16 protein-coding genes are annotated in these 21466 nt (G+C 43.4%); 7 read left to right on the plus strand and 9 right to left on the minus strand.

Features of this window, described 5'->3' with window-relative positions; all coding sequences use genetic code 11:
• Positions 1 to 138 precede the first annotated feature (138 nt).
• A complete protein-coding gene (locus R2S67_RS05270; protein ID WP_317342716.1) occupies positions 139 to 1086 on the minus strand; it encodes a formyltransferase family protein in 948 nt (315 codons plus the stop codon).
• Positions 1087 to 1093: 7 nt separating this feature from the next.
• Positions 1094 to 2392, minus strand: a complete 1299-nt coding sequence (locus tag R2S67_RS05275) for a hypothetical protein (RefSeq protein ID WP_317342717.1) — start codon at positions 2390 to 2392, stop codon at positions 1094 to 1096.
• An 869-nt stretch (positions 2393 to 3261) separates the two neighbouring features.
• Between R2S67_RS05275 and R2S67_RS05280 the strand changes: the two genes are divergently transcribed.
• Positions 3262 to 6435 (plus strand): AAA family ATPase, encoded by a 3174-nt coding sequence (locus R2S67_RS05280; RefSeq protein ID WP_317342719.1) that lies wholly within the window; start codon positions 3262 to 3264, stop codon positions 6433 to 6435.
• A gap of 134 nt (positions 6436 to 6569) precedes the next feature.
• Here R2S67_RS05280 and R2S67_RS05285 read toward each other — a convergent pair whose 3' ends face one another.
• Positions 6570 to 7043, minus strand: coding sequence for a DUF1842 domain-containing protein (locus tag R2S67_RS05285; RefSeq protein WP_104972385.1), 474 nt, complete (start codon positions 7041 to 7043; stop codon positions 6570 to 6572).
• 283 nt (positions 7044 to 7326) lie between these two features.
• Here R2S67_RS05285 and R2S67_RS05290 point away from each other — a divergent pair, with 283 nt between their 5' ends.
• The 3 genes from R2S67_RS05290 (at position 7327) to R2S67_RS05300 (ending at position 11184) form a co-directional block, all read left to right on the plus strand.
• Positions 7327 to 9018, plus strand: coding sequence for an FAD-dependent oxidoreductase (locus tag R2S67_RS05290; protein ID WP_317342720.1), 1692 nt, complete (start codon positions 7327 to 7329; stop codon positions 9016 to 9018).
• Between the two features lie 87 nt (positions 9019 to 9105).
• On the plus strand, positions 9106 to 9432 hold the full coding sequence (locus R2S67_RS05295; RefSeq protein ID WP_262638351.1) for a hypothetical protein: 327 nt from the start codon (positions 9106 to 9108) through the stop codon (positions 9430 to 9432).
• Between the two features lie 465 nt (positions 9433 to 9897).
• Entirely contained in the window at positions 9898 to 11184 is a 1287-nt protein-coding gene (locus R2S67_RS05300) for a linear amide C-N hydrolase (RefSeq protein ID WP_317342721.1), read from the plus strand.
• 251 nt (positions 11185 to 11435) lie between these two features.
• On the opposite strand, the gene R2S67_RS05305 is transcribed toward R2S67_RS05300, so the two are convergent.
• The 5 genes from R2S67_RS05305 to R2S67_RS05325 all read right to left on the minus strand — a co-directional run bounded on the left by R2S67_RS05305 (position 11436) and on the right by R2S67_RS05325 (position 17260).
• Entirely contained in the window at positions 11436 to 12479 is a 1044-nt protein-coding gene (locus R2S67_RS05305) for a GMP reductase (protein WP_005396079.1), read from the minus strand.
• 435 nt (positions 12480 to 12914) lie between these two features.
• On the minus strand, positions 12915 to 14456 hold the full coding sequence (locus tag R2S67_RS05310) for an NAD(P)H-hydrate dehydratase (protein WP_317342722.1): 1542 nt from the start codon (positions 14454 to 14456) through the stop codon (positions 12915 to 12917).
• A gap of 86 nt (positions 14457 to 14542) precedes the next feature.
• Positions 14543 to 14980 carry a PAS domain-containing protein gene (locus R2S67_RS05315; protein WP_005396081.1) on the minus strand — a complete coding sequence of 146 codons (438 nt, stop codon included), beginning with the start codon at positions 14978 to 14980 and terminating at the stop codon, positions 14543 to 14545.
• Positions 14980 to 15984 carry a response regulator gene (locus R2S67_RS05320; RefSeq protein ID WP_006741121.1) on the minus strand — a complete coding sequence of 335 codons (1005 nt, stop codon included), beginning with the start codon at positions 15982 to 15984 and terminating at the stop codon, positions 14980 to 14982. The genes R2S67_RS05315 and R2S67_RS05320 overlap by 1 nt, the downstream gene beginning before the upstream one ends.
• A 367-nt stretch (positions 15985 to 16351) precedes the next feature.
• Complete coding sequence (locus tag R2S67_RS05325) at positions 16352 to 17260, minus strand: aldo/keto reductase family oxidoreductase (protein WP_047008144.1); 909 nt, start codon at positions 17258 to 17260, stop codon at positions 16352 to 16354.
• Between the two features lie 95 nt (positions 17261 to 17355).
• On the opposite strand from R2S67_RS05325, the gene R2S67_RS05330 reads away from it, so the two are divergent.
• The gene (locus tag R2S67_RS05330) at positions 17356 to 17769 is read left to right on the plus strand and encodes a helix-turn-helix domain-containing protein (RefSeq protein ID WP_005396084.1); all 414 of its coding nucleotides are present in this window, start codon (positions 17356 to 17358) and stop codon (positions 17767 to 17769) included.
• Here the strand turns inward: R2S67_RS05330 and R2S67_RS05335 are convergent.
• Positions 17750 to 18229: a hypothetical protein gene (locus R2S67_RS05335; RefSeq protein ID WP_317342724.1), complete on the minus strand. Its 480-nt coding sequence runs from the start codon at positions 18227 to 18229 to the stop codon at positions 17750 to 17752. The genes R2S67_RS05330 and R2S67_RS05335 overlap by 20 nt on opposite strands.
• Positions 18230 to 18819: 590 nt before the next feature.
• Between R2S67_RS05335 and clcA the strand changes: the two genes are divergently transcribed.
• Both clcA and R2S67_RS05345 read left to right on the plus strand, forming a co-directional pair.
• Entirely contained in the window at positions 18820 to 20223 is a 1404-nt protein-coding gene (gene clcA / locus R2S67_RS05340) for a H(+)/Cl(-) exchange transporter ClcA (RefSeq protein WP_005396086.1), read from the plus strand.
• 261 nt (positions 20224 to 20484) lie between these two features.
• Positions 20485 to 21426, plus strand: a complete 942-nt coding sequence (locus R2S67_RS05345) for a TDT family transporter (RefSeq protein ID WP_167394206.1) — start codon at positions 20485 to 20487, stop codon at positions 21424 to 21426.
• The last annotated feature ends 40 nt before the right edge of the window (positions 21427 to 21466 follow it).

The raw sequence follows: 21466 nt of genomic DNA on the forward strand, positions 1-21466 counted from the left end.
TTCCTTTTAACGTATACACTTAAGTTAAAACCAACCCATAACGTAATTGGTGTGGTTGGTTAAAACTTTCCAATCTCGCATAACAAATACCGTTACGGGCTTCATTAATGCAGCAAAGAGCCGTATTGAGATATTTCTTTACTCGCAGGCTGAAGCGTGCTGAAGCAATGACATCCCAGCGTCCAGCCCAGCCATTTGCGCGTAGCGATAACCCGAAAACACGCCTTGCTGTGTAGCAATAACATCTATTGATATGGCGCTATCTAACGTTTTCACTTGTAACCCATGCTGTGGGCTGATCTCGAGAATGCTCCCCGCCTCAACACCGACTAAAGAAGTCTCCATTGCGCTTGCTTGCAAAACATTGGCGACACCATTTGGCAAGCTCAACATCGCACCACCGAAGTCATGATTGCCTGCTCGCACTAAGTTGACGATTTCGCGACTCGTTTGCACGTTCCAACGAATGTGCAGATCATGTTGGTTTACTGCTCGTGCCACTTCGTTGGGGTTTGATACTTGCTTATGCCAAACCAGCCCTTGCTTTTGTTGCGCGATGAGGAAGTCATACATCAGCTTAGCCGTCATTTGTGACGCTTTTTGCTGAGCACTGGTTAAGGTCTCAAACGGGTGAAATGGTACCTCTAACTCCATTCCTATAGCGCCAGAATCAGCCGATGCCTCAAGACGATGCAGGGTGAGGCTAAAGGTGTCTAAACCGTCTCTTAATTGCCAATAGAGAGGCATCGGGCCTCGATACTCGGGCAGCTTTCCCGGATGAATGTTGTACAAGTTTCCGTTGAAAAACTGACACAGCGAGGAATGAACTATGTGCCTGAACAAATAGATGACGCCATCCGTGACTCGCCAAGCATCGAGTTGCGCTATCAAAGCACTGCTGTCATTGGCGGTATACTGAGCAATATGAATCGATTGAGCGCTCAGATAGCTCTGTAGCTGCTGTAAGTCAGGATTTAGTTCTCCTTCCGGTACTACCACGCCCGCCAATTTATGCTGTTGTGCCAACAACTGAATAATGGGCAAGGCGTAACAACTTCCTGTAAAAACGACGTATTTTTGCTGCATATCGAAATCATCCATGGGTGGCGACAAAACCTGGCAATCCGGTTAACTGATAATAGAAACTGACCTTATCCCCTCCCTTCGCTTCAAAGTAATGGTGTTCAACAGCTTTGGGCTTGGCATCCACATAAAAAGTCATGTCGGGTTTAGGATGGGTAATACCAGAGTCGTATTGTCCGACCATCGCATCTCCGTAAGTATCGATATGGCTGTAAATGGCGAGGATACGTTTTGCCATATCTGGCACATCTTTCGGCAGCTCAATGGTGTTGCCTTGCAGCATTTTTATTCCACCATCTAGCTCAAAAATCTCGTTTTTGAGCAACATGGCTTTATTGACGTTAAGAATTTCTCCCAGATCAATTCGATCATCTATCGCTTCCGGCTGGCAATGGTTGGAATGTGCATACTCTGCTTTTTTCCATTGTTGATTAAATTCCGTCTCCCCGATGACCATCATGGCGCGCACAGATACCTGCTTGGGGATCATTTCGCCTTGAATATGTAAATATTGAACCAAATGTTTCGCGATGCTGAGGAACCCTTCCCGACTAAAGCCATGCTGCATCGCTTCAAGTATCAGGAGATCAAACGTTTGAGTTGGCGAAAATTGGGTAGCATCTTCTTCCACTAAGGCTTCAATGTAGTCTGCGATATCGAGATCCGCGATCAATTGATTGAGTGCTTTAATCGCTCCGGGGTGAATATCTACTAGTGTCACCTGAAGCTGCTCTGCGCTAATCCGATCACTTTGTTTGTAGTGAGCAAGTAAAGGCAGCAGCAACGGTGCAAAGGGGCCGCAAGCTGGATAAAGCACTTTAACCTGTGGCTTGTTGGCAAGCATTTGTTGGATAGCTTTGTTTGTACCACACGCAAAGCCTTTAATTCGGTACACATCTTTGATGGTGTGTTTACAGTTAAGTGGAGACATCACCAGCCCAGATGTGGAAATGTACTGTCGGGTCAGTTCCTCTTGAGTGAGTTTAGCCAGAGAAAGAGATTGGCAAGCGTTGCCATACATGCTCTGAAAGGCTTGCACCAGTGTTCGGTGCTCAACTTTCGTCTCCTTCAATACGAGCTCAACTGCCGCAGCGAAACTCTCTTTCAGTTGCCGTTGGCGTTCAGCCGTGCTGAGTTGGTTTTGGAGCATAGCCTCAAGTTGAGTCCGTAATGAGTACTTAAGCAGCTCATCCATTTCGGGTTCAGCAAAACCAAACTGTTGAGTTTGTTGCTGCACTTCTTCAATACCGACCGTCTCACGAGATTGAGGACGTTGCTGGTAGAATTCTATAGGTGAGCCCTTTTGCATAATTTATGAACCTCAATTGCCGCTGTAGCAGTTGTTAATGATGTAAACAAGCCTGTACTTGAGAAAAACATACGCCATAAGCTCGGCGTTATAATATCTGAGCTCACGGATCTAATTTCATAAACCGTACTGACAAAATTGGGCAGAAAAATTGAGATAAAAACAGTTCCAATTCTGGAAATTCAGAGAGTAGTAAATAGTTAGGGTAATAGGCCTTTCGATAGGATTCTTCTAAAGCAAGCGCTTGCCAATCCCCTCGATAACAAGATCGTTTGACATGTGGCAACCACGCAGTCTCCTTGATAGAGGTAAGCGCGGCATTCAAGTGTGGTGTAATATGAAATCCTTTTAACAGGCAGAAAAAGCCAATATCCATTGTATAAAGCCAACTATTTATAATATTGAAATTAAAATTATTTTTATCGGCAGTTATTTAGAAAGCGCCGATGTTTAATTTATAGACTAGAAAAACTTAACTCGCCAGAATAGAAATAAAAAAAACACTAAAAATAAAATTGTCAATTTATATCTTTAAAATTAAAGAATTTAATTGTTAAAGTTTAATATAAACCAATATAAGTTTAAGGTGTGCAATCTTTTAAAAGATATACATTTAAAGATATTTCAAAAAACTTATTAAGAAAAACATGAATTCACAACAATAATTATCAAAATTATTAATAACAAAAACACCACTAATACAACAATGAATTGAGGTAGTTTGAAGATTAAAATGCCCATTTCATTTTCGTATATAACATTTTAACTACTAGTATTATATGTGGTGAAATAAGATAAATTTATTCACTCAACATATCCAATCGATTCAGGTTTACTGGGAAAAGCTATACGTTACAACGGAGTGAAATATGGCAAATAGGGATGGAAGAATTCCACTCAACGTCTTACGACTCAAAGAACTGAGAAAGAAATTAGGACTCAGCCAAGAAAGACTGGCGGAAGAATGCTTTCAACAGGGTTTTGTCGTATCTATTGCTTCCATAAAGCGAGCAGAGTCTGGGGCGAATGTGCTGTATCGTACCGCATCCAATCTCGCGGAATACTTTTCTGTCCCCCTAGAGGACCTCTTAATAGATCGCGCCTCAGAACCATTACTTACAAATGTGTCTTCATCACCACCATATTTTTTTATTTTTGCAATCGAAGCAAAGTGTGATTTGACCGCAAAGACTCTGCAAACATTACTTTTCAGCCAAAACACTACACCCATAATAAAAAACCGGACGTTTGTTCTTACTTGGTCTTTACAGGAATCGGACGAATATGTTTTTGAACGAATTCGACAACTAGCCCTTCAATTACAGGTTGCTCTTTCGGCTTCGATTCGGTCTTTTATCAATGTGAAATACAAGCATCGAGTCACTGAGCTATCGGAACATCCGGATGCGATAACCCCAATCAATGAAATCCTAGTTAAAATCCCTTGGGGAGAAATAGCTGCTTGTCCTTGCTTTATCTCGTCCAATTGTGCCAGACCAATAAAACCGTTTCTAACAGGAGAGCCAGACTTCAACAACTGGCATCTTGTATCCTTACACCAAAGCCATACTGACTGTTTTGTAGGGCGTAAACTTGAACTAGAAACATTAAATAGCGGAATCAAGCGATGGCAAAAACAAGAAGCAGGCCAAACGTATTGTATTACTGGTACCGCAGGGATAGGAAAGACCAGCCTACTCAACCAGGTCATTGCGTCTTTGAATCGATCCTCGTGTTTAACCACAGAGATTCAAATCCTGAATCATGGCAGTGCTGATCTCTTGTCCCCTCAAAATATATTCACTCGGGCAATTTGTTCATTTACTCGTGAAGATACCGATGATTCTATTCGTCAGCAAACTGTCGAGTCATCAATTCCCTCTTCTTTCCACCTCTGCCTTTATTGGTTAATGGGGGTAGCACTCAACGAATCAGAAAAGCAGTTGCTGAACTTAATGGAGTTCCAAACGCTGAAACAAACGATAGAGCAATCTATCCCTTTCTTAATTCAACAACGGCAGACCAGCAAACCGCATTTGATTATTGTTGAAGATGTCCATTGGGCCGACGAAGTAATGTTGGCATTTCTTGAGACACTGCTACCTCATATCACAAAAACCAATATTTTACTCTTTCTGACGTTTAGGCAGCAAAAACGACTTAGTTCCAAACAATCTTGGTTTACCAACGTGAATCTAATCGAACTTAGGGAGTTATCATCTGAAGAGTCTTACGAGTTAGCTTGCTCAATCACATGCCAACAGAATAAACATATCAATGACTGTATAAAGCTTGCGAAAGGCCATCCTCTATACTTGCGCCAAACACTGCTTTGCTCTCAGTTTGATAAAGACGTTCCGGAGTCATTGGAACATTTAGTTTCGATACAATTAGCTCAACTTCCAGCCCAAGATCGCCAAGCACTCTGTACTGCCTCTGTGTTGGGGCAGTGCTTTCAACTGGAGCAACTGCGTGAAATCACCCGAATTCCCGGCTACGTGCCAGATAAGTTAGTCGACGCTGGCTTAGTAAAACTCAATGGCGATCAATACCTTTTCCATCATGATTTGATTTGTAATGCTGTTTTCCGTCAAATAGACAAGTCACAGTGTTCCAAAATACACATGGCCTGCGCAAAATGGTATGAGAACCGAGATCGATTCTTATATGCCGTCCATATTAATCATGCCAAGGTCGAAGGTGTATTTACTGTTCTTGAACAGACCGCCAAACATTACCTGAGTAATTATCAGTTTGAAAAAGCACTGACTCTTATTGAGTACGCTATTAAAGAGTCACCTAAAGAACAGATGGCGTATGCACTAAATATGAAAGGAAACTGCCTGTATTCGATGGGACGCATCAAAGAGAGTATTGAAGTTCTTGAGCAAGCGATTCATCACACAGAAAATGATCCTGAACGTGTTCAATACTATTTAGACCTCATTAGCCCCTATCGCTTAACCGACAACTTTGTACAAGCGATGTCGATTTTAGACCAAGCCCAAGCCCTGTGTGAAAAGCTGACGTTAAATAAATCTTTGTGTGAAATCCACTCGATGAGAGGTAATATGCTGTTCCCTACTGGGCAGCTAGACGAATGTGAGAAAGAACATTTACTTGCATTAGATTACAGTCAGCGAGCAAACTGTTTTCGCGCGAAAGCAAAATCGCTTGGCGGCCTCGGTGATTGTGCCTACGCACAAGGAAAAATGGCTCGCTCATACGAGCACTTAACCGAGTGTTTGCAACTGTGTGAAGAGCATCAGTTGCTTTCGATTGAAACTGCCAATCGCTACATGCTGGCAACAGTGATGATCTATCAACTGCAATCTGACGAAGCACTAAAACAGGCTCAGCATGCCTCGAATCTTGCTTATCTCACGGCAAACCGCCGAGCAGAAATTGTTTCCAGGCTTACGGCAGCATGGATCTTTCTCGACCGTAATGTATTGGTGCAAGCTGAAAACGAAATCTCGACCGCTCTGCAACTTTCAAAACAGCTTAATGCTCATCGATTTGTCGCTTTTCTTTTGGAGTCCAGTGCAAGATTGCACTGGTATCAGGGAAAAGAGGAGAAAGCCCTTTCGGACATCGACACGGCTCTAGAGCTTGTTCATATCAATAAGCTACACAATTTTATTGGTCCTTGGCTCGTATCTACCAAGGCACTTATTTGTGGCGATGAATCAACGGCCCTCTCCGCTTTGCGCACTGGTGAGGCTTGGCTAGAATCTACCTGTGTTGGTCATAACTATTTACGCTTTTACCAACAAGGAATCCAAGTAGCGTGGCAGTATAAGCAGCCTACGCTACTTCGAAAATATCGCGATAAGCTTGCTAACTTCACCCGAGAAGATCCGCATCCATGGGGTGATTTTTATATTGAACAAGCGAATCTGATGCTTGCCTTACTCGACCAGTCCAGCTCCGTCTCTGAGTTGTTAAACTTCAATCAGGCCGCGCGTAAGCATCAACTGAACCAGGCTCAAATAAGTGTTGATGAGCTCGACCATTGGCTCTTCACATCTACTCAACCATGAAATATTCAATAAACGAAGAAAGTCGACTAATTGCACCGTCAAATCATCTTGTTTGCTCGATTTACCTCGTCAAACACAGATATTCGAAACCATCGAATATCTGTGTTTTGGCACAGTGTCATCGCTGATTAGATTTATGCTGGCGCATGATCACTTTGCTCCACCTTAAAGTTTTCGATGCTAGGAACATGCTCAGGTAAAAGTAGAGTAACGCGTTGATTTGCTACTTCAACCCATTTACCTGAACTATTTTTATATCGATAGAATGCCACGCCTGACTTCCAATCATCATTAAGTAGGATGTTGAGCGTTACGTTGTGAAGATCTGCTCCTAAAGGAGCAATGCCTAGGTAAGGCTGGTAGCCCTGCAACGTCACCATGATATGACAATCACGCATCGTGCATTGATAGTTGAAACTGCCATTGAGATCAGACACCACATTTAACGGTGGGTTAATGGCCTGGAAGATATGTCCTTTACCCACTATTGATTTGTCTTCGCTGGCCACGAGTAGATTAACATCGAAGTTCACTCCTCCAGGTAAGCCGTTGCCAATTTGATAATGAGCAGTAAAAATTGCTTGTGATTCTTTTGATTCCATTTTCATTGTGTTCTCCAACTGAATTTATTGTCGTTAGTGACCCATTCAATGTAGATAACACGTCATTCAAGTTCAGTATCACTTTAGGCTCAGATCTACTTGACTACATAAATTATCTACGGTCACGCAGATGCCGCTCGTTCTTTTCATCAACCAGATATTATTGCTCTCTCGCTGATGCTTTTGGCGATTTGTACAGAACAACTGATACCAAACTGATATGGCGAACATATGCATGCGGATTAATATTTAAACAACTATTCAATACATAAGCCAAATGGAAAAAATAATGGAACAAGAATGGATGCAGGGAACGAAAGAAAACCAAGTGGTAGAACAGCACCCTAACCCTCAAATACAACGCCTCGCTGTACTTAACGCGTACTCAATCTCAATCAATAATGCCAAACTGTTTATTCAGAAAATGGATAAATGCGGTTTTCCTAAAGAGCGATTACTGACACCTCTTGAAAACACGGTTTCACCGGTTCCCGGTTTGAACCAATATCAAGTCGAGTCACTCATCTTCAATACTCGCTATCAACACCAACCCTTTGTCATTGTCATGTGCGAAAGTACGCAAGAAGTTCAGCAAGCCTATCTAACAGCAACTCGATTCAGTCTCCCGATTCGTGTTCGCTCAGGAGGGCATGATCACGCAGGTGAATGCAGTGGTGACAACGTCATTTTGATTGACGTGAGCAGAATTAAGACATTTCAATTGTGTGAAAATATTGCCACCATTGGTGCTGGCTATCGCTTCTATCAACTGACACCAAAACTTGCAGAGCATGATCGAATGATTGCACATGGAACCTGTGCCACAGTTGGGTTGACTGGCTATATTCAAGGCGGAGGATGGGGCCCTTGGACACGAAAATACGGCATGTGTTGTGAGCATCTAGTGAGTGCAACCGTGGTATTGGGTGATGGTACGATCACAGAAGTCTCAGCAGAGTCCAACCCTCACCTATTTTGGGCACTAAGAGGCGGCGGAGGCATGAGTTATGGCATTGTTACCGAGCTACGCGTAAAAACATTCCCTTTACCCAAAGAGATCCACCGCTTCGAGCTTCAGTGGAACCTCTATCCAAAAATCAACGGTATGCTTCAGCCAATACCAACGCACCCTACCATAGATGTGCTAAAAAATTGGGAGCAGGCTATAAAAAGCCTCGATACGCCTAAACTTCTTGGCACCAACTTGCAAATTGATGCTCTGCCTGAATCATCTAACCACTGTGATCTCGAAACCATCAGCCATCACTGCACTATGTACGGTTACTGGGAAGGAACAGTGCAAGATCTTGACCAATTTATAGCCGTTCAATTTGGCACCTGCTCCCCTGATTTAGTTCAAGTCTATGAAGCACATGGCACTGATTTTGACGGGAAGAAATACGATCACTCCCTGATGAGCACATGGGGGCGCGATTCTTTGTGTCAAAGCGGTTCTCCTTTCCCTCCAGATTATGACGCCCCAGCACCTCACAAAATCACTTCGCGATTGGTGTCAGAGCGAGGTCTTAAAGCAGAAGGCTATACTGCACTTTTGCAAAGCTTAACTTCGCCTTTGATAAAGCCAGAAAACCGCGATCAAGGGCTATTTAGTTACGTAACCTTAGGTGCGATCACTGGTGGCTTTTATCATCACTCAGACGACCTTGAAGACATATCTTTCCCCTACCGCCAGTGTCAATATACAGTCCAATACCAAACTTGGTGGAATGAAGAGATAAAGCAAAAACTAGAACTACAAAATAACCCAGTACTTGTTGATGTAAACAGAGCCATGGACTGGATTGATAAAGCCAGAGAAGCTGATATACCGGGAACCTATGGTGCCTTCATCAGCTTTAAAGATCCGGCAATTCCCACAAGCGTTTATTTTGATCGAAGCTACCGCGACTTAATCGGTATAAAAGAGAAATACGCTAAGGATAAGTTTAATCATCTTAGAACTAATAAGACCATCATTTAACATCAATATGCATCTTAAGAAGCATATATTAACAGACCGTCATTTGGCTTTTCTATCACGTATAGAAATTAAAAAAGAGGGAAAATTATGACAACTAAGGGGGCATTTTACGTTAAAAATAACTCCAGCGATAAAATCACCGGATATGTGAGATTTAAAGATTCTCCGGAAATGGAGGTCCGTTTCGACTTGAATACTGGCGAACAATCTGAATCTGCTAGTTTTGAATCCGGTGCCGCTACCCATGACTCCTGGTACTACAGTTTCAAAAAGGCAGGTGAAACCTATACTGGGGACAAGTCCTGTGCATACTATGCAAAAGACGAAAATAAAGGCCCCGTCGCTGTGGAAATCTTTAATGATAATTTAAAAATATCTCCACCACTTAGCGGTTCTTGTGAGAAAACTTTATAGCCGCTTACCCGATTCATCACTTCGCCCGAGACAGTTGCACAACTTCTCGGGCAGTTTCATTTCTCGGTATTTGGATTGAAGACTCTCCCTATTTTCAATCATAATCTGAAATTGTTAACTTTATGTTCTCACTTTATATCACCACTGCAAGATAATCGAATCAATAAAAATCACTTTTAAAACCAACTTTAAATCTAGAGTAACCAAGATTGAAAAAATAAATATATTATTTAGCTCTAAGATCAAAGAGTTTGACTTAATACATCACTTTTTATTTTAACTCTATCAACTGATACTAAACTGCTACTGACGTTTTTTGATTGAATGCTTAACTTAATAGCATGTGCTTATCTCAATGGCTAAAACCATTATTAAAGCGCAATTCTTCTATATCCACGTAATCTCTAAGCATTTGATTCAGAGAGTTTCTTGGATATGCATCATTCAAAATAAACAACGGAAAGCATGGCTATGTGTACAGATGTGAATATCAATTATGGTTGCAACAACCAAACCTTATCCGCTAGAACCATGGAGTTTGCAGTTAACCTTCAGACCGAGATTTGGTTTAGAGCCCAACAAACTTACCAAATTACGACCGTTACTTCCGACGGAAAAGCCGACCGTGTTTTCAATGGTCAGCCGCCAAAACGTCACAGTAAAGAATGTGAGTTTCGAGCAAATTGGCAGGGAGAGTTGAGCTTCATACACTGCAACGCCATTACCCACCCTCTTTTAACAGCTGATGGCATTAATGAATCTGGCCTTTCTGTTGGGTCACTGTACTTGCCCATTCTCAATCAAAATGTATCGACCTCTCACATCCCTGATGATGCCTTTGCATTAGGCAGCGGCCTGTTTGGTACTTTTATCTTGTCTACGTTTAATACTGTGGACGAGATGGTGACGTACTTCACTACTCACCTCGTTTACGTGTTTAACTCGACTATTTCAACTGGTGAAACAGAGAGTGACAATATGACGTTGGATCAGCATTTCGTGATTCACGATGCAAATAATGACAGTGCAGTCATTGAGTTTCTTAACGGTAATATGCATATCTATCGAGCATTTAAAGAAAGCGATATGTTCAGCAAAGAGGAAAATCAGCAAGCACGCTATCAATGTACCGAATATGACTTTGATGATTATAAAGTGGTTGTGGACCACTCCTACGTAGGAGTAATGACTAACTGCCCAAATTACCATTGGCATGTCAATCACCTCTCTTATTTTTCCAATTTGCGCAACTACAACCCAGAACCGAACAATGAAGTAACCATGCAACGTCATGTCCAAGTGCCTGGCCCACTTCAATCAATCAATGGCGCTGGCTTGATGGGTCTACCCGCCGACCCAACACCGCCGTCTCGATTTGTACAAACCTATGCAATTAAGCAGTTAAGCGAACAACCAACTAACTTCGACGAAGCCTTCTCACTCGGACAAAAGCTACTTAATCGCGTTGATATACCTTTGGGCATCATGGCGAATGAGCTTGAGACATCCGATAACCCTGAAGTCTTTTTTAGTGACATCACCCAATGGAGCGTTATTAGACATAACTGTCATCAATCACCCGCGTTCTATCTGCGTACTTACGGAGACATGACTTGGCGAGTCGCTAATGTCAAAGACTATATTGGATTAAATAGAGACTGTCAGATTTCAAGCGTTTTACAGCTCATGCCAGTTACAACATCATTACCGTTTGAACAAGTCGAATCTCGACCAACTATTAAAATCGCTTAGATTTAATTTTGAAGCGCAAACAAATGAGAAGCAAAAAGCCCCCGCTTTCTAAGCGGGGCTTTTAAAAGACAAAACTGCTAAATTCACTATTCTTAAATTATCTGGAACTAAACAAAAAAATCGCTATAAAGCTAATAAAAAAGCCAGAGTAAGAAATTAATCTCACTCTGGCTCATAGCTGCATATAGTATAGTTTTATCTGCTATAGATATAACGTATGGTTGCTTTTACACTTGTTACATTCAGTCGATTTACTCTTTACCGAACACGTTGTTCTCTTGTTCTTGAACGCGGATGAATGTAGTACGCTTGGTTAGCTCTTTAAGCTTTGCTGCACCCACGTATGTACAAGTTGAGCGAACGCCGCCAAGGATGTCTTGGATAGTGCCGTGAACGCTGCCACGGTAAGGTAATAGTACGGTTTTTCCTTCAGCTGCGCGGTAGCCAGCAACACCACCTGAGTGCTTCTCCATCGCGCTCTTAGAAGACATGCCATAGAACTTCATGAACTTCTCGCCGTCTTTCTCGATCACTTCGCCACCTGACTCTTCGTGGCCCGCTAACATGCCGCCTAACATAACAAAGTCCGCGCCGCCGCCGAATGCTTTGGATACATCACCTGCGCATGAGCAACCACCGTCACCGATGATCATGCCACCAAGGCCGTGCGCTGCATCGCCACACTCGATGATTGCAGAAAGCTGCGGGTAACCAACACCCGTTTTTACACGAGTTGTACAAACTGAGCCAGGGCCAATGCCTACTTTCACGATGTCTGCACCAGCGAGGATTAACTCTTCACACATATCACCAGTAACCACGTTACCCGCAGAAATCACCTTGTCTGGGAACTCTGCTCGCACGCGTTCAACATACTCGACTAAATGCTCTGAGTAACCATTTGCAATGTCGATACAGATGAAAATAAATTCATCTGAAAGCGCCATAATATCTTTGGTTTTTTGGAAATCCGCGTCAGATGTTCCCGTAGACACCATTACGTTATTCAGGGTTGCTTTATCAGCTGATTTAGCAAACTCAGCCCAATCTTCTACCGTGTAATGTTTGTGAACAGCAGTCATTACACCATGCTCAGCTAGCGCTTTAGCCATTGCAAAGCTACCAACCGAATCCATGTTTGCTGCGATTACAGGCACACCAGACCATTGACGACCACTATGCTTGAATGTAAAATCGCGGGTTAAATTTACTTGAGAACGGCTCTTAAGGGTAGAACGTTTCGGGCGAAACAGTACATCTTTAAAACCTAACTTAAGTTCTTGTTCGATACGCATTGTGTAATTCCTTGATTCATATGTATATGTGTCATCTCAGAGTGCGTAGTGATTTCGTTGGCAGACGAGTTCACTGTTCTTCGGACACAAAAAAACCGGAGCGTTGGCAGACGCTCCGGTTTTCAGCATTATAGGCTGTGATTTATTTCCTACAAGTCTGATATTTGAATTTTTTTTGTGATACCATCTTGATAATCGCATATCAAAAACACTCCTCAAGTCGTTATTTTTTCTCATTATTTATAATTATCAACAACTTAAGAAAACGTTCAAGTTAACCTATTGCGCAAACCTTTGCGTCATACCTTTAAAATGAAAACGCACAACCTCTCAAATCTGCCTAAAACTCAATCACCTAATACTAAGATGCCCTGCTAATTCGTAAAAAGTACTCAAAAAAATCGACCAATTTTCTCAACAATGCATGAAATATAATTAAGTTCGATAGAGCTCTTGGGTGATAGCGGTACGAAGAGTGCTAACGACATCACTTGCCAAAAGACCAATTTGACCATGCTGACTCACGTTTATATCGGCAGCATGACTGTGGAGTACCACACCTAAACGTGCCGCGATGGAAATGGGTAACCCTTTAGCTAGCAATGCACCAATAACACCTGATAGCACATCTCCCATTCCGCCCGTCGCCATTCCTGCGTTGCCCGCTAGGCAGACGTACATTCTCGTTCCATCGTAAATAAGCGTTCCCGCACCTTTTAAAACCACCACACCGCCATAACGCTCTTGCAGTTGTCTTGCAGCAGAATATCGGTCACTTTCTATTTGTTGAGTGGTCACATTTAATAGTCGAGCTGCCTCTCCAGGATGCGGCGTGATCACTCGCTGGTTGTCGCACACCAAAGTGCCATCACATCGTTGGCTTAGCATCGCTAGAATATTGAGCCCATCAGCATCAACAACTTTAGGTTTCTGTTCTTGAGCCAGATATTGATAGGCTTGATAAGCCCACTCATCATCACCAAAACCTGGACCAAACACCAATACTTCAGCCCAGCGAATGCGTTTGGTTAAGTCGTTCTCAGTATCCCTGAGTAAGTCAGCGGTGATGCTTTGGCTCATTACTTCTGGGCAGCCAATCTGTAGTGGAATAAGGCTACTCGGGTGAGTAATTGCGGCAGTTAAACCCGCTCCGGCTCTAACCGCTGCGGAGGAACATAAACGAATCGCTCCTGACATACCTTGGTTACCACCGACGCAAAGTAGTTTGCCATTGTCACCTTTGTGTGCTGTCGGGTTTGGCTTGGGCATTAACTTTGAAACAACCTGATGATCAATACCTAGTGCACTTTCTACTTCGATAGAATCAAACTCAACATTTACACCCAATCCACAAAAGTGGAGTTCACCAACTCGATCTCTCGCTTGTCCGGTGCACAAGCCTTGCTTAACACCAATGAAGGTTACAGTATGCTCAGCATGAATGGCATCGCCTAAAATAGCACCTGTATTTGCACACAACCCGGAAGGAATATCGACTGCAATCACTGGGGTGTGAATTTGATTGATTTGCTCAATGTAGCGACGGTACTCCGAACGAACCTCACCACTTAAACCAGTGCCTAACATGGCATCAATGATCACATCGGCTTCTAGCAATGCGGTATTCCACTCATCCCAATCATTGTTAACACCATCGATGGACTGCCAATCTTGATATGCGCGTAAAGCATCACCTTTGAGCGCAGTCACATCACCAAGTTGGAAAACCTGTACATTGAGTTGCGCTTGTTTAGCAAGCGAGGCAAATACGTATCCGTCACCACCATTATTCCCTTTGCCACAAATAACTAAGATATTTTTTGATTTGGGATACAAGTGTAAAAAACGCTCATACACAGCCATACCTGCGCGTTGCATTAGGCTATACATAGAAACACCAGCCATTTGCGCTGCCAGCGTTTCACCGTTTTTTACTTGTTCTGAGGTATAGAGTTTTAGGGCGAGATTAAAGTCCATCTTCACGTTCTGCGCATTAGGAAACACAATTATAAGTATACAAAAAAGCCAAGGCGAACCTTGGCTTTTGAGAAAGTTTTTTATCGCTACTGACTCTGAGACATCAATGCTTCAGCCGTCGCGTCTTGTATAGATAAAAACAACGAATTAATTTTTCCAGTCGGTGTACGCATGGGGTTCAGCGTAACGTTCTGGTACATAAACTCCGCTTGCTGAGTGACAGGACGTACGTTACGGCAGCGGAACAAGTAAGGACGCTGGCGCCACGTAATAAAGCTGCGGCAACCTAAATCATACACGGGCTTTGTTTTTAACTTAAACCATTCCTGCGGGATTTCAGGGAAGATATCAAAGATAGAACGACCAATTGCATCATGAGATTGCAAACCACTGTGATGAGTCATAAACCCATTCCACACTTGCACATTATAATCTCGGTCAATGACGACGAGCCCCATGTCGACGTTTTGTACCATGTCTACCATCCAATGGAATTGTTCAAACTCTGCTGGCATATTCAACATTAGAACTCCTCCATTAGATATGACAGTTTGTTATCGAGCAGCGGCAAAGATTCATCGACGAACATAAACAATAAATCACAACGGATTGACGTTCCCTCAATGTTGTAGCTCACCTCGAATGTCATGGTGCGGCTGAATGCGCCCGTCGTAGACTCAATGATCGAATCAATTGATATATGCTGACCAAGAAGCACTGGAGGGCTTTGGAAGAATCGCACTTCAGATTGTTCGCCCAAGCCATTTAAGAATGACCCCACCAAGATATTGGAAATATCCATGAGCAGCTCAAGCTCTTCCAGTTCGTCGCTATCAGCTGGCACTTTCATCAACTTCTTGAGATCCGATACGCTCGAATCGCTCAAAATCACCAGCGCTTCACCCGCAATACCTTCGCCACAAAAGCCCTGACAAACGCCCGATACGTTATCATGCGACGCTAAGTCACGGAGTGCCATGTGTAGTTCGCTCACTTCGAAGATATTAACGTTCGGAAGCGGTAATTGCACAAACACATCAAAATGACGCGCCAATGCATCTGCGGCTCGACCAATAGAGACGTTCGCCACTTCCATATAAATATCGCGACGACGTAAAATCGGTAACTCAATAGAAACAGGCGTGATAATTTGAGGACGAGGCTCTGGCTCAACCAACTCTTTAAGCGCATTCTTGAGTTCATCTTTGGCGATCGGTTTTTGAATAAACGCTTTTGCACCCAGTGCGAACACGCGCTCTTTCGCTTTAGGTTGGATATCCCCCGACACCACAACCACCGGAGTTGTATTCCCTAACCGCTGCATGTTTTCTAGTGTTTCAAAGCCATCCATTTCTGGCATGGTCAAATCAAGAAACATCAATTTAAACTCGTTCTTTTCGAGTTCTTCTAGCGCATTTTTTCCGTGGATAGCAAACGTAATATCGGCATTCAATGTGGCTGGTAGTGATCTCGCCATCTGTTTGCGTGCTAACGCTGAATCATCACAGATGAGTACGGGAAAAGACATTCAATCACCTTTTTATATTCCACAATCTGCGCCGGAGTCTAACAGATTGTTACAGCATGTAATACGAGAAAACTGACGAGTTTTTATTTCTTTTTTTATTCAATAAGCATACGCAATATGAATGGATGAGTGAACAAAATGGCGAAAAAGCAAACATCCCATTCGCTGTTTAGTGACATGAAACAAACATGGATAAAACGCCTCCATTAAAAATAAGCACAAATTTGCATTTTAAATTAAAAATCCGTTTTTACTTCCACTCTATCCGCTCAGTATGAGTACTGGGTAAATCGGTATCGCGTAGCAATAAAAAAGCACCCTTTCATAGGGTGCCTTGAATAATGTATTCATCAATAAAGTGTCACTTCTATGGCACACCGTGACCTTTAGAAGCCACCCATACGCGATACCATTGCTCACGAGTCAATTCGATATTCAGCGCATTTACTGCCGTTTGCACACGCTCAATCTTACCAGAGCCAATGATTGGAATTGGGTTAGATGGCAAACGGCGTACCCAAGCGTAAATCACTTGGTCAATGCTAGTCGCCCCCACTTCTTCGCGAATCGCTTCTAATTCGTTACGGACACGAACAGCTTGCTCACTGTCACCACTAAAAATTGAACCACCACCGAGGCAAGACCAAGCCATTGGTCGCGTGCGCAACATTTGCATTTGATCAAGCGTTCCATCGTGAGCAACCTCAAAGTTAAGTGGGTTGATTTCCACTTGGTTAGTAACCAACGGCTTACCCAAACGAGATTGCAGCAGTTCAAACTGGCGTGGAGTGAAGTTAGACACGCCAAAGTGCTTCACTTTGCCGACTTTGTGAAGCTCAGAAAATGCTTCTGCAACCTCGTCTGCATCCATTAACACGTCAGGACGATGAATTAAAAGTACGTCGATTTCATCCACATTCAAACGTTCTAGCGAGTTATTCACCGATTGGTAGATATGTGCTGAGCTCGTGTCGTAGTGATTGATCTTACGCTCTGGCGTTTTATCGCCACACAAATTGATGTCGCATTTCGTCACGATCTGAATTTGCTCTCGCACACTCTTATCGAGAGCAAGTGCTTCACCAAACAATTTCTCACACTCGTAATTACCGTATATGTCTGCGTGATCGACCGTGGTAATGCCTAACTCAATATGTTGCTTGAGGAATGACAAACGCTCTTGAGCAGTCATGCCCCAATCAACTGCACGCCAATATCCTTGGACCAGCTCTGAGAACTCAGGGCCTTTTGGTGCAGTCACAACTTTTGCAACCATGGTTTTTCTCCTTCAATTGATCTGCATTCATCGTAGTCTTGTTTTCACATCGGCTCAACGGGTAAACTTTGGCAATTCGAACTGGAGTACGAAATATGTCTTTTGCCCAACGCCTAGCCACCTTGATCGGAGAAGAAAGCATCAGCGGATTTGCACGACGCGTTGATGTGTCTGAAGCTTTAATACGCAAATATTTAAAAGGCAGTGAACCGAGCCTTACGAAAGCAAATCAAATTGCGATGCGAGCCAACTGCTCTCTTGAATGGTTAGCGACCGGATGTGGTTATTTATATCGCCGCGCTGAAGTCGTAGATATGGATGCGTACAAACTTGCATTTCAACACGTTATGAATCAGCCGTTGCCAGATGAGGCAGAAGAACAGCACCGTAAGCTCATCGCTGGCTATCAGTACCTGCGTGCGCACAAAAAATCGGATGGATTTTTAGACGAGTCTGCGATGGCGACCTTCCTATCTCTCCATAAAGAATCTAAAAACGAGTCACTTTAACATCGATAATTTCGCCATCGCTGTGCAATTCCACATTTAAAGACGGTGATGGCGACGAAAACTCGTCCGGTTTTACCCAAAATAAGCTTCGAATCGTTTCTTGCGGATAGCGGTTTATCAACAAGATAACTTCTTCATCGACGAGCTCAGAAGATTTCTTTTCCAGCGCTTCAACGACGTCATAGTGTTCTTGTCCGATAGTTATATTGCGTAAAACCAATCCGTCTTTTCTTAAATTGAGGATTAAGTCATTGAGACTTTGCCATTGATATTCGGTCAAAAAAGAGAACTGAGCACTGTCCTTTCCCAAAACAACTTCACCATACAGATGCTGCTGATAGTACGAAAAATCGTCCAAACAAAATGTGCTGAAATACGTTGAAGCATCTTGCTGCTGCACGTCACAGCGATACCAGCTTCCCTTTGTTTCTATACGCTCTCTTAAATTGGAGTACGGCATTGCAGACAACGTGTCCTGCCACCAACTCTGGGTTGAAAATGCTGGAAACGTTACCGAAAAACAACATAAAGAAAACAGGACTCGAGGATAAAAGCGCATGAATTACTCTGGTTGATTAACATCGACCCCAGACATTACCGACTAGTAGAAATTGTTCAAGATAAAAATAGTGGCAGGTAGTACGGAAAGTTGTAGAGCAGAAATTAAGAAGGCGCACATTTGCGTGCGCCTCTACCTCGTTACTCAATCGTGAGTGTGCGAATCGGAGATGTCTATTGATGCATCCCGAACATAAAACGAGGACTTACCGTAGGGTTTGAATCCATCCAAATTGTGTGTAAAACCTCACATCCCTCCTTCTGAAGCAGTCATGTTGCTTTACACCTAAAGCATGGTTCATTTTGCTCAAAAAACAAGTTTTTTATCCCAAATTATGAGAGCAATAGCACAGTCTTGGTGAATGAATGATATCGCGACACTTCGAACACTCAATAGTGAAAAGCTAAATTGCATCTTTATTGATTAGGTCTAGACTCTGCGAAGCGTATACTTTCTCGCGTCCCTTCCACCAGCAACAGGAGAACTTGTTAATGACCAAACGAGAGAGAATTGTGAAATCTGTGTTAGCGCACGTACCAAAAGATGCGATTAACCAGTTTGTCTCTCGAGGGTCCACACCATTTTCTGTCCTGATTATGGCCGCAATCGTTGGCACACTAGCTGGTTTTGTCGGCACTTACTTCGAACTTGCGGTTCATTTTGTTTCTGAAACCCGTACCGAATGGCTAAGAAGCGAAATCGGTAGCGTACTTCCTCTTTGGCTTGCTGCTGTACTGATCAGTGCTCTACTTGCTTTTGTTGGTTACTTTCTTGTTCACCGCTTTGCTCCAGAGGCTGCGGGCTCAGGTATCCCTGAAATTGAAGGCGCGATGGACAACATTCGCCCTGTGCGTTGGTGGCGAGTCCTGCCAGTAAAATTCTTCGGCGGCATGGGCGCACTTGGCTCCGGAATGGTGCTCGGTCGTGAAGGCCCAACGGTGCAAATGGGCGGTGCTGTCGGTCGAATGGTGACCGATATTTTCCGTGTGAAAGATGACGATACTCGTCATTCCCTACTCGCTTCAGGTGCCGCTGGTGGTTTGGCTGCCGCCTTTAATGCCCCACTCGCTGGCATTATGTTCGTTGTGGAGGAAATGCGACCTCAGTTTCGCTATTCTCTGATCTCAATTCGCGCGGTGATCATCTCTGCTATTATGGCCAATATTGTGTTTCGTGCCATCAACGGGCAAGACGCTGTCATCACAATGCCGCAATATCACTCTCCAGAGCTTCAGTCCCTTTGGTTATTTTTATTGCTTGGCGCATTGTTTGGCGTATTCGGAGTGATCTTCAATAAATTGATTACCGTGGCACAAGACAGTTTTGTCGCAATTCACAAAAACGATCGTAAACGCTATTTAATCGTGGGTTCACTACTTGGTGGCATTTTTGGTCTGCTTCTCTTATACGTGCCACAGCTAACTGGCGGTGGCATCGGCCTTATTCCTGATATTACCAATGGCAACTACTCGGTATCCGTTTTAGTTCTGCTTTTCTTTGGTCGCGTCATCACGACGTTGCTATGCTTTGGCTCTGGTGCGCCGGGCGGTATCTTTGCACCGATGCTTGCTCTGGGGACCTTGTTTGGCTATGCATTCGGAGCGAGTGCTGATGTGTTGCTTCCTACGCTTGATATCGAACCTGGCGTATTTGCTATTGCGGGCATGGGGGCCCTGTTTGCTGCAACGGTACGCGCACCGATCACGGGCATTTTGTTGGTGATTGAAATGACCAATAACTACTACTTAATTCTACCACTTATCATTACTTGTTTAGGTGCCGTGATTATTGCTCAGTTGTTTGGCGGACAACCGATTTACAGCCAGTTGCTACATCGTACAATCAAAAACGATAAGTTACGTCAGCAGGATCTTCCTGAAAACCAATCGACATAATTCTCGCTTTGTTATTATTTCGCTCCAAACTATCGAAGGGTTTGGAGTGATAAACTCTACATTTTTACATCTTTTCCAAAATATTCGATACCAAACTCACAAAAACACCATTCTCTGATATTTCCTCACCACCTTTCATGAGTAAGCACTCTCTAAACTTGCTAGTATTCGCTACTCAAATAGAGCATTTCATCCAAATCATCACGTTTCGTTTCATTCAGGCAAAAATCAAATGGAGTAGATTTGAACTGGAGAAGACTTGTGCAGTTTTATAGCGTTCCGCCGTCTCAAGCCGCGTTAGCGCTAGGTATGATAGGTTTAGGACAAGCTTGGGCACTCTATGTCCCTGAAATTGGTGAACCAATACGCCCATTTTTAGCGTCACTCGGCGCGCTTTTACTCGCCCCTGTGCTGATAAAATATGCCACGAATCCACGATTATTTATGGTCGACATTCGTCACCCATTGAGCGGTAGCTTAATGGCCCCCATGAGTATGGCGTTACTGATCCTTGCAGATTATCTTGCTTCTGTAGCGCCAATCATTGCTTATCCACTCTGGTTTATGGCACTTTTGCTGCATTTTACTATGATGGTACTGTTTTTTAGCTTTCAGCTAATGAACTTCAAAATGTCGAATATTGTACCTAGCTGGTTTCTCTATCCAGTGGGACTGATCAGCAGCTCATTAGCAGGCTCCCAATTGGGTCACAACCTATTCTCTGAAACCTTAGCGATGATGTGCATTGGCATTTATTTCTTTATGTTACCGCTGGTGCTCTATCGTTTGGTGTTTTTCGGATCTCTACCGAGACGAGCCAGGCCGACCCTCGCAATTATGGCCGCACCGGTAAACTTGTCATTGGCGGCATACTTGGTGAACTTTCCCCTGCCCGATCCGATACTGACTGGCGCATTAGCAGGGATTGCTATCACAATGACGTTATTGATCTACCTGTGTTACTTCCGCTTACTTCGATTGAAGTTTCAACCTTCTATCGCGGCGGTAACCTTTCCTTCCGTGATCAGTGCCATTGCGATGCACCGCTTAACCTCCTTTTTTGCCGAATCGCATCCACATTGGCACTGGCTACACGATTTTGGCTTTTTAGAGCTCAGCATTGCGACTGTGTTGGTGGTTTGGGTATCGGCAGGTTACGTCAAAATGTATTGGCCAGAAATCGTTAAGTCGCCCTCTAAATAAGCATAAAAAAACGGCCTCATCTGAGGCCGCTGTTTATCTC

Origin of the sequence: Vibrio sp. T13N, assembly GCF_032970445.1 — a bacterium.
Classification (GTDB): Bacteria; Pseudomonadota; Gammaproteobacteria; order Enterobacterales; family Vibrionaceae; genus Vibrio; species Vibrio diabolicus.

Excerpts from the sequence above, each read along its gene's own strand:
- R2S67_RS05270 (WP_317342716.1), bottom strand. The coding sequence starts at position 1,086 with ATGCAGCAAAAATACGTCGTTTTTACAGGAAGTTGTTACGCCTTGCCC.
- R2S67_RS05275 (WP_317342717.1), bottom strand. The coding sequence starts at position 2,392 with ATGCAAAAGGGCTCACCTATAGAATTCTACCAGCAACGTCCTCAATCT.
- R2S67_RS05280 (WP_317342719.1), top strand. The coding sequence starts at position 3,262 with ATGGCAAATAGGGATGGAAGAATTCCACTCAACGTCTTACGACTCAAA.
- R2S67_RS05285 (WP_104972385.1), bottom strand. The coding sequence starts at position 7,043 with ATGAAAATGGAATCAAAAGAATCACAAGCAATTTTTACTGCTCATTAT.
- R2S67_RS05290 (WP_317342720.1), top strand. The coding sequence starts at position 7,327 with ATGGAACAAGAATGGATGCAGGGAACGAAAGAAAACCAAGTGGTAGAA.
- R2S67_RS05295 (WP_262638351.1), top strand. The coding sequence starts at position 9,106 with ATGACAACTAAGGGGGCATTTTACGTTAAAAATAACTCCAGCGATAAA.
- R2S67_RS05300 (WP_317342721.1), top strand. The coding sequence starts at position 9,898 with ATGGCTATGTGTACAGATGTGAATATCAATTATGGTTGCAACAACCAA.
- R2S67_RS05305 (WP_005396079.1), bottom strand. The coding sequence starts at position 12,479 with ATGCGTATCGAACAAGAACTTAAGTTAGGTTTTAAAGATGTACTGTTT.
- R2S67_RS05310 (WP_317342722.1), bottom strand. The coding sequence starts at position 14,456 with ATGGACTTTAATCTCGCCCTAAAACTCTATACCTCAGAACAAGTAAAA.
- R2S67_RS05315 (WP_005396081.1), bottom strand. The coding sequence starts at position 14,980 with ATGTTGAATATGCCAGCAGAGTTTGAACAATTCCATTGGATGGTAGAC.
- R2S67_RS05320 (WP_006741121.1), bottom strand. The coding sequence starts at position 15,984 with ATGTCTTTTCCCGTACTCATCTGTGATGATTCAGCGTTAGCACGCAAA.
- R2S67_RS05325 (WP_047008144.1), bottom strand. The coding sequence starts at position 17,260 with ATGGTTGCAAAAGTTGTGACTGCACCAAAAGGCCCTGAGTTCTCAGAG.
- R2S67_RS05330 (WP_005396084.1), top strand. The coding sequence starts at position 17,356 with ATGTCTTTTGCCCAACGCCTAGCCACCTTGATCGGAGAAGAAAGCATC.
- R2S67_RS05335 (WP_317342724.1), bottom strand. The coding sequence starts at position 18,229 with ATGCCGTACTCCAATTTAAGAGAGCGTATAGAAACAAAGGGAAGCTGG.
- clcA (WP_005396086.1), top strand. The coding sequence starts at position 18,820 with ATGACCAAACGAGAGAGAATTGTGAAATCTGTGTTAGCGCACGTACCA.